Genomic DNA, 16823 nt, shown 5'->3' with positions numbered 1-16823 from the left:
GAAGGGAGGTTTCCAATGAAAATTGTATTGGCACCGGACTCTTACAAGGGGTCCTTGTCTGCGGCAGAGGTTTGTCATATTCTGACCGAAGAAATCCATGGAGTAAATGGGGAGATTGAGGTGGTCAGTATGCCACTGTCCGATGGGGGCGAAGGCTTGTTGGACTGTCTGGGACAGGCTTTGGGGGGGGAGATATTCCCCTGTCAGGTACAGGATCCCATAGGGCGGTCTGTGACAGCACGGTATATGATGACCCCTGAGGGTACGGCTATAATCGAAATGGCTGCGGCCTCTGGTTTGCCCTTGTTGGCTCCGGAGGAGTTAAACCCCATGCTGACGAGTTCCTATGGCACCGGCGAGCTGATTTTAGATGCGTTAAAGCGGGGCTGCCGACAGATTATTATGGGGATTGGCGGGAGTGCGACCATTGACGGGGGAATGGGGATGGCCAGCGCTCTGGGTTTACGGTTTGTGGATGGTCAAGGCAACAGACTCAAAGGCTGCGGCGCTGATTTAATGCGTGTTGCAGGTATTGAGGGAAGCTTGCCCAAAGCCTTGTCCGAAGTCCCCATCACCATCGCCTGCGATGTGGATAATCCCCTGTGTGGGCCACGGGGTGCAGCCGCTGTCTTTGGGCCACAGAAGGGGGCGGACCCAGAAATGATTGATCATCTGGACCGGGGATTAGCTCATTTTAGCCAAATGATCGAAGGGTTGGTTCAAGGCGAAGGACAGAGTATTAAAGGAATGGGGGCTGCTGGGGGGATATCCCTTCCCCTTTACGCTCTGGAGGGGGCGGTTCTTAGAGGGGGACTGGATATCATTCTGGATGTTCTGGATTTTGATGGATGCATTGCAGGCAGCCAGTATATTATTACGGGGGAAGGACGAACGGATGCTCAAAGTGCCATGGGGAAGGTCGTTTCTGGTGTGGCCAAACGCGGCAAAGCCCAGGGAATACCGGTTATTGCCCTTTCTGGTGCTGTGGAGCCTGGGATTGAGGCCCTGTACGAGATTGGCCTTACGGCGGCCTTTCCAACCTGTACAAATACCCAGGGACTTGAATGGCAGATAACCCATGCCGGGGATAATCTGCGTCGGGCGGCCAGGAATATCCTGGCACTAATAATGATGTAAGAGGAATCGGGGGATATCTTGGATCAGCGAATTGCACAAAAAATAGCGGATGAGGTCATGAGCGGCCTGGGGTATAATATTAATGTCATGAACGCTGAGGGTGTGATCATCGGCAGTGGTAGCAAGGATCGCCTGGGTAGCTTTCATGAAACGGCCCTGGAGGTTATTCGTTGTGGCCGGGTGCTGGAGGTAACAGCAGACCAGGCCAGTGCCCTCCAGGGAGTGAGAGAAGGGATTAATCTGCCGATTTTAGACAGCCGTAAGCAGGTTATCGGTGTGGTGGGCATCACCGGGGACCCGGAGTGTGTTCGAAATATCGGGAAGCTGGTTAAAATGAGTGCGGAACTGATCCTTAGCCAGGATGAATCCATGCGCCGTTTTTATCAGCACATTAACGAGAAGGATTTCTTTATCACAGCATTGCTTAATGAAACACCCCATATTTCAGAGGGAGAGATTATTGCCCTGGGGAAGCGGATGGCTTACGATATGGGTCTGGAACGCATTGCTTGTGTTTTTTGCCCCCTGCCAACATTGTCAGACGAGATGTTTTTAAGTCTTATTAAAAGCAGTGGAAGCCATACCAAGCAGGATATTTCCCAAGTGCTTAAAGGCGGTGGTATCCTTGTTTTTAAAACCATCACAGGGGTAGAACCCTGGACCATCGAGGGGGAGGTTCAGCGTTATTTAGAAGGGATCAAAGAATGTTATAATGGGCAGTACTCGGACCCCATCAAGCTTTATGTGGGGAATCATTATCCGGGGATTTCGGGATACCGTCAATCCTTTGACGATGCACTGACGCTTATGAAAACTCCTTTCATTTGCCCCCAAAAGGAGATTTACTTTACGCATCGTGAGTTGACGGCAGTTTTTTATGAATCCTTATCGCAAATCTACAAAGAAGAAGTGTTAGATGCCTACCTAGGACGTATTAAAAAGGCATTTAACCATGGAATGGAGGATGCCATGATTACCATGGCCTATCTTCTGGAAAATGATAATATTCAAAAGACCGCGGAACAGCTTTTTGTCCATAAGAATACGGTCTTATTCCGGAAAAATAAGCTTTGTCAGGCCATGGGACTTCATTTTAAAAATTCACCGGATCATATTATACTGATGCGCCTTCTTATTCAACATTATTTTAAGGGATACCAGAAAAAAGTAAAAAAGAAAGTAACCATCAAACCTTGACACTTGGAAAGCCATTCAATATAATGAGAGTATCCCGGGTCTGTGGTTGAAAGTCGATGCCAGTCGCAGGCAAAACGATCCACGTAAGGCCACCCAAAATGTGGAGGCTGATCATAGTGCGGCCTAGATGTAAGTCCAGCCGAGCAATCGAGAGAAGGAGTTGTGATGTTGAACACAGAGCTAAACTTCCAGCTGGCGGGTGTGGGGGAAAAAACCAGGTCAGACGGGATGGGGCTGTCGCACTAAAAAGTGCGCAGCTCTTTTTTTGCACTTAAATGAAATGAACAGAAAAATAGAGGAAGGAAGAAAACAAACCCGTGCTTTTTTTAAGGTAATATGCTATAATCAAAGCATAATCTGATGGAGAAAGCGTTGCCATCGGGGTAAGACCTTTTGAAAGGAGTATCTACTATGAAATTCACAATTTATGGCAAAAATATGCATGTATCAGAAGGTTTAAAAGAGGCGCTTAAAAAGAAGTTCGACAAATTTGACCGGTACTTCGGTCAAGACACTGAGGTGTATGCCACTTTTAGCAAAGAGCGGAATGACCAGATGTTAGAGGTCACCATTCCAATGGGCAAAACCATCCTCCGGGCTGAGGAACGGGGAGAAGATATGATGGGCGCCATTGAAGAAGTCGTGGATAAACTGGAGGGGCAGCTCAGAAAGCATAAAACAAAACTACAAAAACGTTATGCCAATGAACCGACAAAGTTCAATTTTGATGAATTAGAGGTGGACGAGAGTTATGAACAGTCTGCGCCAAAGGTTGTTCGTACAAAAAAATTCGCAGTAAAGCCGATGTCTGTGGAGGAAGCAACCATGCAGATGGAACTCCTTGGCCATGATTTCTTTGTTTTCCTTAATGCGGAGACAGAGGATGTCAATGTTGTGTATATGCGTAAAGATGGAAACTTCGGCCTGATTGAGCCGATTGCATAAGCAGAATTTAGTTTAAGTCTATCTGAAATAATTTAAAATGACTGGAAACACCCGTTAAAATTCGCCTTTTAGCGGGTGTTTTGTTGACATGGACAGGCATTTGATTTAAAATTATTCTGATACATTAAGGAAACGAAATACTGAAAAATAGAGAGACGATGCAAATTTCATCTTCTTCTCTGAAGAATGGGGTAAATTATGTTCATCTTATTTGCAATCATTATCGGACTGTTGATCGGGTTCATCCGGGGTGGAAGGATCCAGGGCATTACGGCGAAGAAAATTTCATTATGGCCATTGGGTCTCATTGGAGTGATCTTGCAGGTCGCGCTGCATCTTTATTATTACACCGGTGGTATTTCAGCCATTGACTCATTCTTGCCCATTGTTAATTTTATCAGTTACATCCTCGTATTGATTATGTTCGTCTTTAACTTAGACGATTTTTGGACCATCCTTATTGCGGTGGGGACAACGGCGAACTTTGTTGTCATCTTCATCAATGGGGGGAAGATGCCCGTTGCCCAGAATATTGTTGATGGATTGTCCAGTGGTTTAGCAGGGACGATATCCCAGGGAATGAACGGCGTTTACACTCTGATGGACCAAACCACCACGACCCTTTGGTTTCTGGGGGATTATCTTCGTATTCCGGCCCTTGGAACGATCACTTCTTTATATGGCGGGGCTTCCGGGTTAAGTGTTGGGACCATTATTATTATGGTTGGCCTCATTGGCTGGGTCCAATACGCCATGAGTCGTGCGAAGGCTCCTGCGTCACCCTTTGAAAATGATTTGGAATTTGGGACGGATGATTATATCCTACCGCCATCACATAATAGAAATACAATAGGGGAAGATGAAATGGATGATCGCTTGTTTGGAACACAGGAATACGAAATGGATGATTTTTTTGCAGAAGATTCACCGGAGTTATTTGAAGAAGAGACCTTCAATACCCGTGATATGTGGCAGGAAACGACACCCCTTTCCGGGAATGGATCGGATCTCTTTGAGGAAAGTAGTAACTTTGATGCGGCTTTAGATGAAGAGGATGATTTAACCGAAATCATACCAAAATTAACACCAGATATGATTGATGAAATCCGTCAAAGTGCTTTAGATGGCATTGGAAATCCCCAGGAGGCTTCTGAGGATTCGGATACCCGTGTTTTTACTGCTCTCAACCATTTAGGGAGTATTGATCACGAAGCGGATAAGAAAGAAGAAAAGAGTTCTGCATCGACAGGCTTTTTTACCCAATCCTTCTATGCCGAAAAGCAAAAGGAAGAGGAAAACAAGCCCATTATTCCATCGGGTGGTCTGGATGATGAATTAGAGCCTATTTTTGTCAAAACACCAGTGGGACAGCCGGTGAACTTTGAGATGGATGAACCGGAAGAGTTGGTATCTAAGGAAATTCCCAAGATTGAGGCTGCGTCGGATACCATAATCCAAGATGCACCAAAATGGAATCCAAGGGAAGTCCAACGCAGCACATACAGTAGTAGCAGTGGGCGAGGGGTTCGTAAGATGAACCCTTACTCAACATTGAATAACAGGGGAGATGAGCAAGTGAGTACTGGCAGATCTACAGAAGAAATGATGAATATTTGGCATCAGGTTGCTGAAGAAAACCAACAGCGCAAACGAAATCGTAAAAAAACGGGAACTGGTCCCGCCACCGTGGGAAATGAAGAAGTTACCAGAGTTCAGGCAGAGCCAGAGCGGAAGAAGATGACCCGGGATGAAATGGCCCAGAAATGGGATGATGGCTCTCCGAGTTTTAGTGAAGAGACCGTATCAACCAAGTCCCAGACTAATCGGATCGATACCCAGGCAGTGCGCCAGGTAGAAGAGCAGGTGTCCGAGGAAAAAGTGAAATCCTCGGCAGATCAGGAGCGGGAACGCGCTGGATTTGAAAAGGTCGAAATCGAAATTGATGGCCGTAAAGTTGCGTTTTGGCGTAAAAAGAAGCAATAATGAAGGAATGAAGGGACTGGGTAAGAAACAGTCCCTTTTTACACGCAAGCCCATAAAGGCAAGAGCGTGGTATAATATGATGGTAATCGAAGAATAAAGAAATGGAGTGAACACATTGGGATTTTTAGATTCGTTATTTGATCCAAGCAAAAAAGAAGTTAAGCGCCACCAAAAGGTGGTCGATCAGGTTCTCGCTTTAGAGGATCAATATAAAGCAATGAGCGATGAAGACCTTAAAAATCAAACGGTGTGCTTCAAGGAGCGCCTGGCTGCTGGTGAAACCCTGGATGACCTCTTGGTGGAGGCCTTTGCCACAGTGCGGGAAGCCGCAGATAGAACGGTGAACATGCGCCATTTCCCAGTACAACTATTAGGGGGAATGGTTCTTCACAATGGGGATATCGCTGAAATGAAAACCGGTGAAGGGAAAACCCTGGTTTCTACCCTTCCGGCTTACCTCAACGCCCTGGAGGGAAAAGGGGTCTATATTGTCACGGTCAATGATTATCTGGCCACCCGTGATAGCCAGTGGATGGGAAAGATTCATGAATTCTTGGGGCTGAAGGTGGGCCTTGTGGTCCATGGCTTATCCTTTGAAGAAAAAATCGAAGCCTACAATGCTGACATCACTTACGGGACGAATAATGAATTCGGCTTTGACTACTTGAGGGATAATATGGTGGGTGAGAAAGCCCAACAGGTCCAGCGTGAGCTGAACTATGCCATCATCGATGAAGTAGACTCCGTCTTGGTGGATGAAGCCCGAACCCCCCTGATCATTTCAGGAAGCGGAGACAAGAGTACCCAGCTTTACAAAGTGGCGGATCTCTTTGCCAAAAGCCTGAAAAGTGAAGATTACGAAAAAGACGAGAAGATGAAAGCCGTCATGCTCACCGAAACCGGGATCGTCAAGGCGGAAAAATACTTTAACCTGGAAAACCTGGCAGATGTGGAAAACATGGAAATCACCCACAATGTCAACCAGGCCCTCCACGCCAATGTGTTGATGACCCGGGACGTGGACTATGTCGTCAAGGAGGGTGAAATCATCATCGTTGATGAATTCACCGGACGTTTGATGCCTGGTCGGCGCTACTCCAACGGCCTTCACCAGGCCATCGAAGCGAAGGAAAATGTAAAGGTCAATCGGGAATCCAAGACCCTGGCCACCATTACCTTCCAAAACTATTTCAGGATGTTTAATAAGCTGTCCGGGATGACCGGTACGGCTAAAACCGAGGAAGAGGAATTCAGCACCATTTACAACCTTAACGTCGTCACCATTCCCACCAATAAACCCATGGCCCGGACGGATATGAACGACCTGGTGTACAAGAGTGAAATTGGTAAATTTAAAGCGGTAGCCCAGGAGGTAAAGGAACGTCACCAAACCGGGCAACCTATTTTGATTGGGACCATTTCCATTGAAAAGTCAGAGCTTCTCAGCAAGTATCTGAAAAAGGAAGGCATCCGTCACAATGTGTTAAATGCCAAATACCTTGAAAAGGAAGCGGAAATTGTAACCAGTGCCGGACAAATGGGAGCAGTGACCATTTCCACCAATATGGCCGGACGTGGGACAGATATTGTTTTAGGGGAAGGTGTCCCAGCCCTGGGAGGCTTGCACATCATCGGGACTGAGCGTCATGAATCCCGCCGGATCGATAATCAGCTCCGTGGCCGTTCTGGCCGTCAGGGCGACCCGGGGTCCTCTCAATTCTTCGTTTCGCTGGAGGATGACCTCATGCGGGTCTTTGGCTCCGAGCGCATCCAGGGGATGGTTGAAGGCCTAGGCATGGATGAGGAAACCCCCATCGAAAATAAAATGCTCACCCGGGGGATTGAAAGTGCCCAGAAAAAGGTAGAAGCTCGTAACTTTGATATCCGGAAAAGCGTCCTCCAATATGACAACGTCATGAACCGGCAACGTGAAATTATCTACGAACAGCGCCAGCAGGTTATCGATGGACAGGATATGCACGAGCAAATCTGGAAGATGACCGAGGATATGGTTGCCAGCTATGTTCAGATGTACACCAACACCGGTGATTATTTTGAGGACTGGGACATTGAAGGACTGAAGGCTTACTTTGAAAATGCCTTTATCCCAGAGGGTGCCATGACTTTTGAGTCTGGAATGAGTCGGGACGATATCCAGGGGATGATCCTGGATTTATGCAAGAAAAATTACAAGGAAAAAATTGATATACTGGGTGATGCAGAAATGCAGAATCTGGAACGGATGGTGCTGCTGCGCTGTGTGGATGCCGCCTGGATGGAGCATATTGACAACATGGACCAGCTTAAGCAGGGGATCGGATTGCGGGCCTATGGCCAGAACGATCCCGTTAAGGAATACACCAACGAAGGCTTTGCCATGTTTGAGGATATGATCCAGCGCATTCAGGAGGATACCGTTCGATATATTTACAATGTCCAGATTAAGGTCGCTCCCAAGGCCCAGAGCCGGGGTGCTGTTGATCTAAGCAATGCCCAGACCAATGAAGCCCAAATCCAAGGCGAAGAAAAGCAGCAAACTGTGCACAAGAAAAAAATCGGCCGCAACGAGCCCTGCCCCTGCGGCAGCGGTAAGAAGTATAAAAATTGCTGTGGGGCTTAAAGCCGCAGCGAATGGCACGGCATACAAGAAAGGAAACAACTTTGATCGACTTATATGAATGTCGGCAGCGGGCCACCGAAATGGATAAGCAGCTGGGTGAACTGGGGGGATCCCTGGATTTACCAGCCTTATCGGCCCGTATTGACGAATTAAGCAGCATTACCGAGGAGCCGGATTTCTGGACTGACCAGCAGCGGGCTCAAAAGGTGCTGAAAGAACAAAAAATCCTTCGGATGAAGAAGGGCCAATACGATAGCCTAAAGGATGATTTGGACGATATCATGGTCATGTTTGAACTGGCGGAGGAAGGCGAGGCGATGGAGGAACTGCCGGATACCCTGTCCACCTATGGTGAAAAACTGGAACAGTTCAAGTTGGAAACCCTTCTAGCCGGGGAGTACGACAGTAACAATGCCATTATTTCCCTCCATCCCGGTGCCGGTGGAACTGAATCCAACGATTGGGCTGAGATGCTCCTGCGGATGTACACCCGCTGGGCCGAATCCAAGGGATATAAGGTGAAAACCCTGGATTTACAGCCCGGGGATGTGGCGGGGATTAAAAGCGTCACCCTTCTCATTGAAGGGATTAATGCCTACGGTTACCTGAAAACGGAACGGGGGGTCCACCGATTGGTACGGATCTCTCCCTTTGATTCTTCTGGACGGCGACACACCTCCTTTGCCTCCCTGGATGTTACCCCAGAGGTAGACGATAGTGTGGAAATAGAAATCAACCCGGATGATATTCGGGTAGACACTTACCGGGCCAGCGGTGCTGGAGGCCAGCATGTCAATAAGACCTCCTCAGCCATTCGCATCACCCATATGCCCACCGGGGTGGTGGTCCAGTGCCAGAACGAACGTTCCCAGCATCAAAACAAGGATGTAGCCATGAATATGCTTAAATCCAAGCTGGTGGAAATCATGGAGCAGGAGCAAAAGGAAAAGCTGGAAGATATCGTGGGGGACTACAGCCAAATTGCCTGGGGCTCCCAAATTCGGTCTTACGTTTTCCACCCCTACAATCTGGTCAAGGACCACCGCACCAACGTGGAGGTTGGCAATATCCAATCGGTGATGGATGGGGATCTGGATCAGTTTATGAATGCTTATTTGCAGCAGATGTAGGGGCAAACATCTAAAATAAAGAGTATAAAAATTGCGCTGTCCCAGAAGGGCGGCGTTTTTGTATTTTAAGGACTCACCCAGGATTTTAAGTGATCGATGTGTAAAACAGACAAGTCAGGAGGTTTGATTGAAACAAAAAATAGCAATGATGGCCGTAATGGCCTTGTTTGGGAGTATGGGGATATTGGTTCGGCATATTGCACTGCCAGCCCCGGAGCTGGCCATGTGGCGGGCACTCATCGCTGTAGTAACGGTGGCAGTTTATAAGCTGGTGACGCGACAGGCAATTCCCTGGGGGAGGATCAAAGGAGAAATGCTCCTCATGGTCATTGGAGGTGTCGCCTTGGCGGGAGATTGGATTTTCTTTTTTAAATCCTTTCAGTACACCACCATTTCTATTGCCACCCTGACCTACTATTTTGCTCCGACCCTGGTGATGGTGGGGAGCTGCTTTCTGTTAAAGGAGCATCCCACCGTCCAACGGGTGGTCTGCTTTGTGGCGGCGACCCTGGGGCTGGTGCTGATTATCCGTGTTAGTGGAAATACCGGGCCATCCACCAATCTGGGGATTGCCTGTGCCCTCATCGCTGCCGTATTTTATGCGGTTATCGTTTTGGTGAATAAGTTTGTTACCCGGACCAGTGGTATTGACCGTACCCTCATTGAGTTCGCCGTCGCCTTAGTGGTTCTGGTGGCTTATGTTGGGGGAACGGCTGGGTTTCAGGCGGGATCTCTGGATCTGCTGGGATGGGTGTGCCTGATTATTCTGGGGCTACTGTACACGGGAATTGCCTACTGTGTGTATTTCATCTGCCTCGACAAAATGACCGGCCAGGAGGTGGCTATTACCAGCTATTTTGATCCTCTGGTGGCGGTTATCGTTTCAGTCACCCTTTTGGGGGAACCCATTACGGGTGTCCAGATTTTAGGGGGCGCTATGATTTTGGGGTTTACCCTCTTTAATGAGCTCCGGGGAACCTGAAAAAATACTAAATCTTTCGGATAAGGTTTACACGGGTTCTTGACAAGTCGGGTGGATGGACATACAATAACCCTAAAGAAAGACCTAATGGAAATTCATAAGGAGGACGCGGCGTTGAAAAAAAGAATGTGTACCATTGTTATAGTGGTGGCGGTTGCTCTATTAGGACTGTTACCAACAGTTTTTGCAGAATCTGAAACGGACACGGCGGGGAATACCTTTAGCGGCACATCCCAGGAAAGTGGGATTCAAATCGAAAAGGATTATTTTTGGAGTGGCCAAAGCCTGACCCTGAAAAATGCCAACATTGGTGCCGATGCCTTTATCATCGGTCAGAGCATAAACCTCAGTGGCATGACAACAGGAGGCAGTATCCGGGCAGCTGGACAGAATATATTGATTGAAAATGCAACAGCGGGGGCGAACATCACCGTTGCAGGGTACGGCATCGATTTGGGTGTCGGTACCAAGGCCTCGGGGATTTACGCTGCGGGGAATAATATCACTTTGGACGGCGAATGCCGGGGCGGTCAGTTTTATGGGGAAACGGTTGTTATTAATGGCGAGATCAAGGGTGATGCCTTGATTTCAGCGGAAAGAGTGTATCTGGGACCAAATGCCAAGATTACGGGGACCCTAAAGGTGGAAGCGCCCCAAAAGCCTGAGATTGCCTCAACGGCTGTGGTGGGTGATTTGCAATATACCAAGCCCCAGACAGAAACCGCCACGGCAAAGCCTTCGGTGGCCAGTGCCATTGCACGACGTGTAACCTCGACAGGGTATTGGCTTGTTGCCAACCTGGCCATTGCCGCACTGTTGTGTTTGGTTCTCAGTCGGGGATTGGATGATGCAAAATCGATGATGGTCAGCCGTCCCATCCCTCTTTGGGTTTCTGGCTTAGTAGCATTATTGTCTTTGCCCTTGTGCCTGATTCTATTATGTTTCACCTTTATTGGGTTGCCCATTGCCGGTATCCTTGCCTTGTTTACTGCGGCGGTGGGAATGATTTCTATCGCCTTTGCGGGGGCTTCTTTGGCCCGGCTTGTCCTTCCGAAGTGGAATATTTGGGGGGCCTCCCTTTTGGGGGCCGGGGTTCTGAGCCTGGTGAAGATCATTCCCTTCATCAGCGGCTTGGTTACCTTTGCTGCCATGATGTACACCTTTGGGTGGCTTGTACAGGTGGTTTGGCGCCAGATCAAGGCCCAACCGGAAGCCCAGGAATGATGGGCAATTGATGGATGTTTTTTAGAAAAAGCTTGTATACACAATGCGGATTTGTTATACTTAAAAGCCACTTCATTGAATCGAAGTGGCTTTTTTCTAAGCAGAAAAATTCAATTAAAATCGAAATTCAAAGATAGTGGTGATCATAACAATGAATTTTAAAGAATGTTTAAAACAACAGCGGCTTTATCTGGATGGGGGGATGGGCAGCATCATCCAACAGCGGGTGGCGGATATTCCCACCATTCCCGAAACTTTGAACCTAACCCATCCCGAGATCATTGGGGAAATTCAAGGGGAATATGTGGCCGCCGGGTCTAACATCCTGGTGACGAATACCTTTGGGGCCAATCGCTATAAGCTTAGGGGTCGTAATTTGTCTGTGGAGACTTTGGTTAAGGCAGCAGTGGACATCGCCCGGACCCAGAATCCGGATTTCGTCGCTCTGGACATTGGCCCCATCGGGGCTCTCATTGGCGCCCTGGGAGATGTACCCTTCGAGGAGGCGGTGGATATTTTCAAGGAAACCATTACCGCCGGAGCCGACGCCGGGGTGGATTTAATTATCATTGAAACCATGACGGATATTTATGAGGCACGGGCAGCGGTGCTGGCGGCCAAGGAAAGCTGCGCACTTCCCATTATCGCCTCCATGACCTACGAGGAAAATGGCCGGACCCTTACAGGTTCAGATCCCTTGACGGTGGTGACTATTCTGGAGGCCCTGGGGGTGGATGCCATTGGCATCAACTGTTCCACCGGACCAGACCGGATGCTCCCGATTATCAAGGCCCTATTGGATGCCACCCAGCTGCCTCTAGTGGTTCAGCCTAATGCAGGGCTTCCACGGATGGTGGCGGGTGAGACCCATTACGATATCACCCCCCATGACTTTGCAGGGATTATGGCCCGGATCGCTAAGGCTGGGGCGGCCATTCTAGGGGGATGCTGCGGAACGACCCCGGAATACATTAAAAAAACCATTGAGGCAACGGTAGCCATTCCCCTAGTGCCTCCCAAGGGAAAGCCCCAGACGCGGGTGGCCACAGCCACCGGGACCCTGGTCCTGGGAGAGGATATCCGGGTCATTGGGGAGTGTATCAATCCAAGCGCCAGTGCTGAGCTAAAAGAAGACCTCCGGGCCGGAGGCCTATCGGTGGTGAAGACGCTGGCATTGGCCCAGGTCCGTCAGGGGGCCCATATATTGGACCTTAACATGGGATTGCCGGAAATCGATGAGGTGGCGATGATGGCCGAGGCGGTAGAGGCCGTCAGCCAGATTGTCGATGTTCCCCTGCAAATCGATAGCACAGACCCTGAAGTGTTGGAAGCCGCTCTCCGCAGATGTAACGGCAAGCCCATTATTAACTCCGTCAATGGGGAGGATGCTTCCCTGGCGGCCATCCTGCCCCTGGCTAAAAAATACGGGGCCTGTGTCCTTGGCCTCACCCTGGATGATGGCGGACTCCCGGAAACGGCGGACCAGCGCATCGCCATCGCAGAGAAAATCATTACCGCTGCTCAGGCCGTGGGAATCCCTCAATCCGATATCCTCATTGATTGCCTGTGCCTGACCGCTTCGGCTCAGCAGGACCGGGTTCGGTCCACCCTGGATGCCGTGTCGGCAGTGGGCAGCCGCTTCGGCGTTCCCACAGTGCTGGGAGTCAGCAATATTTCCTTCGGCTTACCCAACCGGGAGCTTATCAACAAGACTTTCCTGGTGATGGCCATGGAGGCAGGGCTCAACACCCCCATTTTAAACCCTGGAGACACTGGGATGATGGATGCCATTGCCGCTACCCGGGCCCTTAACGGGCTGGATGAAAACTGCTTTGAATATATTCGGGGCAGCCAGAATCGGAAGACGGAACCGAAAAGTGCCCTTCCGGAAACAGAACAGCCAGACCTCACCACCATCGTGGTAGAGGGGCGCAAGGACGAGGCCGCGACCGCAACCCGAAGACTTTTAGAGGAATTAGAGCCCATGGCAGTGGTCAATGACCACCTGATTCCTGGCCTGGACCAAGTGGGGAAGGCCTTTGAAACGGGAGAAGCCTTCCTGCCCAATCTGATTTTTGCGGCAGAAACAGTTCAGAATGCTTTTACCGTCATCAAAGAACAGCTGGGTCAGGAGGGACAGGTCGTTAAGGGGACCATCCTTCTGGCCACGGTCAAGGGTGATGTCCACGATATCGGAAAGAATATCCTCAAGGTTATTTTAGAAAACTATGGCTACCAGGTGGTGGATCTGGGTAAGGACGTGGAAGCCCAGACCATTGCAGCTGCCGTGGCCCAGGATGATATCCGTCTGGTAGGTCTTAGCGCTTTAATGACCACCACCGTGAAGAATATGGAAACCACCATTGCCCTGCTGCGTACCCAGTGCCCCCAGGTCAAAGTCATGGTGGGGGGGGCCGTTCTCAACCCGGAATACGCCCAGGCCATTGGGGCTGATTACTACGGTAAGGATGCCCGGGCCGGGGTGGAAATTGCCCGGGTGGTTTTTGGGGAATAAAAAGTAGGACAAGCTGTCGTCTGGTGGGAGCGCAGGCTTGTATAATTCCGCTATTTGGGTAAACTGTAATGGATTATCCCTGGAATACCTTGTCATTACCGAACAATCGTAACAGAACCGTATCCTTTGCGGCAAAATGTTCAATTCCCGTTACAATGAACATATTTTATTTAAATTTGGACAAAAGAATATTACCCCTTCGACATGCCCAGTCTGCATCTTTCCGGTATACTATCCTCAAGATAAAAAGGAAGGTGACCGTGATGAAATATGATAAACTACTGGGCATTGGGATGATTGGCTTTTTAGGTCTCTTCGTGTCGTTGCTGGTGTGAAATAAAAACAGGCCGTTACCTAGGATTGTGAAGAATCCTGGGTAACGGCCTTTCTGGTTTTATTTTACGCTTTTATTTAAGTGCTTCCAGCACCGCCAGCAGAAATTTCCAGGTCCGCTGCACAGAGGCAATATCCATACGCTCCTCGGTGGTATGGATATCCAGGATATCCGGGCCCATGGCCAGGATGTCTAAATCCGGGAGCTTGCTTGCAATAATCCCACATTCTAAACCGGCGTGAATGGTTTCTACCACGGGGGGCTTACCGTAGATTTCGGTATATTTGGCCACGGCCAGGTCCCGAAGCGGTGAATCGGTGCGATACTCCCAGGGAGGATAGACCCCGGAAACTGAGGCGGTACCGCCGAGGTAGCGGGTAAAGGCACAAAGGCGGTCTGTGAGGAATTCCCGGGAGGCGGCTTGATTACCCCGGACAGCAAAGCTTAAGCTCAGGCAATCCCCGTCGGTACGCATAATTCCGAGATTGAGGGAGGTATCCACCAGGCCTTCCTGGATATGGTTCATGGACATGACACCATTGGGGCTGTTCATTAGGACAAAAATGGCGAGCTCCTCAGAATCCCGGCCAAAGACCTCATATTCCCGGGTATCCCCAAATTCCGCGGTAATGGCCAGCTGCCTGTCGATACTCCCGGTAATTCGGGTGAAGGTGGCAGCCAGCTCCGCAATTTTTTCAGTCATCAGAGTTTTTTCATTGGGGCCAATGAGAATATCTGCCTGGGCTTCCCGGGGAATAGCATTATCCTTACTGCCGCCATTTAAACGGATAATGCTGTAATCCACGGTTTTGCTGAGCTGAAAGAGAATTTGCCCCAGGAGGACATTGGCGTTAGTGCCAAAATGCTGGATGGCAGTACCGGAGTGGCCACCAGCCAGCCCGGATACTTTGATAGTGGTGCACAGACCCTTGGCCTTGGTGCGCCGTAGAGGGTAGGAGCAGAGGGTAAAGGCACCGCCAGCACATCCGGTGATGAAAATCCCTTCGTCCTCAGAATCCATGTTAATCATGGAAGTGGCATCGGCCACCGGGGATAGATCCAGGGCTGTGGCACCGCCCATACCCACCTCTTCATCGGTGGTAAAGACAAGGTATAGCTTAGGATGGGGGATGTTGGGGTCCGCCATCAGAGCCAGTCCCATGGCAATGGCGATGCCGTCATCCCCGCCGAGGGTGGTATCCGTGGCGTGGATATAACCATCCTCCACCACCAGCTTCAGGCCATCCTGATCAAAATCGAAGGTGGAATTCGGTGTTTTTTCACAGACCATATCCATGTGTCCCTGGAAGATCACCGGGCCACTGGCCTCATAACCCGGGCTAGCTGGTACCGTGATAATCAGATTATTTGCCGAATCCCGAAGACAGCTTAAGCCCTTGGCCTTTGCATAGGCTTCACAATAGTCGGCGATGGCATCGGTATGATAGGAGCCATGGGGAATCCCACAAATGGCTTCGAATTGTTCAAAAACGTCTTTCGGCGTCAAACCGGCAAGTATTTTTTCCATAATTTTGCCTCATTTCTTTTTTTATTGTTTCAGTATACCGTTTTATTCTTTGTTATTGGTTAAAAGCTTAAGATTTATTGGTAAACATTGCCCTTCTTGTATTATAATAAGATTAGTATACGTATGGAGGAAATGATATGGTACGATATATCGATGTTTATAACAATTTTGGAAAAGACCAACCGGTGGAACGACAGCCTCTTTTTCATATGAATTGTGCGGAGGTACTGCTGCGGACAGCCAATGCAGAATACAACCTGGGTCTTTCTGAGAAGGATTTTAAGCTGATGACAGGTTTTGGTGGCGGTTTTTATTCCGGTAAGACCTGTGGGGCCTTTATCGGAGCTTTGGCAGCCCTGAGTGCCAAGTACGCCGAGGAACGCCCCAGTACCCAGGAAAAGGTACAGCAGGGAGCAAAGCTGCTGGTGGACGCCTTCACCAAAGAATTCGGAGGGATGGATTGTGAGACTATCCAGGCCCTCCATCGAGATGCGGTGACCGCCTGCAATCCGGTGAAGGAGCGAAGCTTTAAGGTTCTTCAAGAGGTCATTGCCCTGTTGGAGGGACAGACAAAGGACGCATAGGAGGTCCGTTATGGAAAATCGTAATGCACACACGCCCCCTTTGGGGATGCTGTTATTGGAAAAAGCCTATGGCAAGTGGTGGATGATGCTCATCGAGGGGATCGGTCTGCTGGTATTGGGGGGGCTTACCCTTTTCTGGCCAGGGGTTACCCTGCCCATTTTGGTGATGGCCTTTGGAATCTACCGAGTGGCCATGGGGCTGACCTACATCCTCTGCCATTTTATTTACAAAGCACGCTTTGGGGTGGATGGTGGGTTTTCAGTGGGAAGGGGAATCCTCGACCTTTTGATCGGAGGGATGTTTTTGCTGATGCCCGGCCTTATTTTAACCTTCTTTTCCATGATCGTTGGCTTTTTTTCCATTACTATTGGGATTACCATTACTGCCATCGGGTTTCGAACCGAAGGCTGGTGGAAGGCGATCATGGTTGTTTTGGGGATTTTATTGGCAGCTTTCGGATTTTTCGCTTTTTGGAGTCCCATAGGTTTTGCCGCTGTCTTTCTGCTGATTCTCGGGGTGTTACTGGGGTTTATGGGGATTTTTACCATTACCCGTTCCCTGAGTATGCGCAAGGCCCTTAAGCAGATTCAGGCGGCCAATGCAGGGTTTACGGATTATAAAGTAGAATAGAGTGAAAGGACAT

General features: G+C 49.3%; 12 protein-coding genes. 11 read left to right on the top strand and 1 reads right to left on the bottom strand.

Translation table 11 applies throughout. The features are described 5' to 3' along the window. Positions 1-15: 15 nt before the first annotated feature. The 9 genes from BLW33_RS08215 (at position 16) to BLW33_RS08175 (ending at position 13733) form a co-directional block, all read left to right on the top strand. Entirely contained in the window at positions 16-1137 is a 1122-nt protein-coding gene (locus BLW33_RS08215) for a glycerate kinase (protein WP_090307491.1), read from the top strand. Between the two features lie 18 nt (positions 1138-1155). Then, entirely contained in the window at positions 1156-2334 is a 1179-nt protein-coding gene (locus tag BLW33_RS08210) for a sugar diacid recognition domain-containing protein (RefSeq protein WP_090307488.1), read from the top strand. A 411-nt stretch (positions 2335-2745) separates the two neighbouring features. Next, positions 2746-3279, top strand: a complete 534-nt coding sequence (hpf, locus tag BLW33_RS08205; RefSeq protein ID WP_090307485.1) for a ribosome hibernation-promoting factor, HPF/YfiA family — start codon at positions 2746-2748, stop codon at positions 3277-3279. Positions 3280-3477: 198 nt separating this feature from the next. Next, positions 3478-5262, top strand: a complete 1785-nt coding sequence (locus BLW33_RS08200; protein ID WP_090307482.1) for a DUF5317 domain-containing protein — start codon at positions 3478-3480, stop codon at positions 5260-5262. 115 nt (positions 5263-5377) lie between these two features. Next, positions 5378-7882, top strand: a complete 2505-nt coding sequence (secA, locus tag BLW33_RS08195; protein WP_090307479.1) for a preprotein translocase subunit SecA — start codon at positions 5378-5380, stop codon at positions 7880-7882. 41 nt (positions 7883-7923) lie between these two features. Then, positions 7924-9012, top strand: a complete 1089-nt coding sequence (gene prfB, locus BLW33_RS08190; RefSeq protein ID WP_242911630.1) for a peptide chain release factor 2 — start codon at positions 7924-7926, stop codon at positions 9010-9012. Between the two features lie 127 nt (positions 9013-9139). Then, positions 9140-9994: a DMT family transporter gene (locus tag BLW33_RS08185; protein ID WP_143032610.1), complete on the top strand. Its 855-nt coding sequence runs from the start codon at positions 9140-9142 to the stop codon at positions 9992-9994. A gap of 114 nt (positions 9995-10108) precedes the next feature. Beyond that, positions 10109-11218, top strand: coding sequence for a DUF8173 domain-containing protein (locus BLW33_RS08180; protein ID WP_143032609.1), 1110 nt, complete (start codon positions 10109-10111; stop codon positions 11216-11218). Positions 11219-11369: 151 nt separating this feature from the next. After that, positions 11370-13733: a homocysteine S-methyltransferase family protein gene (locus BLW33_RS08175; RefSeq protein ID WP_090307472.1), complete on the top strand. Its 2364-nt coding sequence runs from the start codon at positions 11370-11372 to the stop codon at positions 13731-13733. A 407-nt stretch (positions 13734-14140) separates the two neighbouring features. Here BLW33_RS08175 and pepD read toward each other — a convergent pair whose 3' ends face one another. Further along, entirely contained in the window at positions 14141-15595 is a 1455-nt protein-coding gene (gene pepD / locus BLW33_RS08170) for a beta-Ala-His dipeptidase (protein ID WP_090307469.1), read from the bottom strand. A gap of 137 nt (positions 15596-15732) precedes the next feature. On the opposite strand from pepD, the gene BLW33_RS08165 reads away from it, so the two are divergent. Both BLW33_RS08165 and BLW33_RS08160 read left to right on the top strand, forming a co-directional pair. Further along, the gene (locus BLW33_RS08165) at positions 15733-16179 is read left to right on the top strand and encodes a C-GCAxxG-C-C family protein (RefSeq protein ID WP_090307467.1); all 447 of its coding nucleotides are present in this window, start codon (positions 15733-15735) and stop codon (positions 16177-16179) included. A 10-nt stretch (positions 16180-16189) separates the two neighbouring features. Beyond that, positions 16190-16810, top strand: a complete 621-nt coding sequence (locus tag BLW33_RS08160) for an HdeD family acid-resistance protein (RefSeq protein ID WP_090307464.1) — start codon at positions 16190-16192, stop codon at positions 16808-16810. Positions 16811-16823 lie beyond the last annotated feature (13 nt).

Origin of the sequence: Eubacterium aggregans, from assembly GCF_900107815.1 — a bacterium.
Taxonomy (GTDB): Bacteria; Bacillota; Clostridia; order Eubacteriales; family Eubacteriaceae; genus Eubacterium_O; species Eubacterium_O aggregans.
Note: the sequence above shows the minus strand (reverse complement) of the source record. Positions and strands in the feature narration are given on the sequence as shown.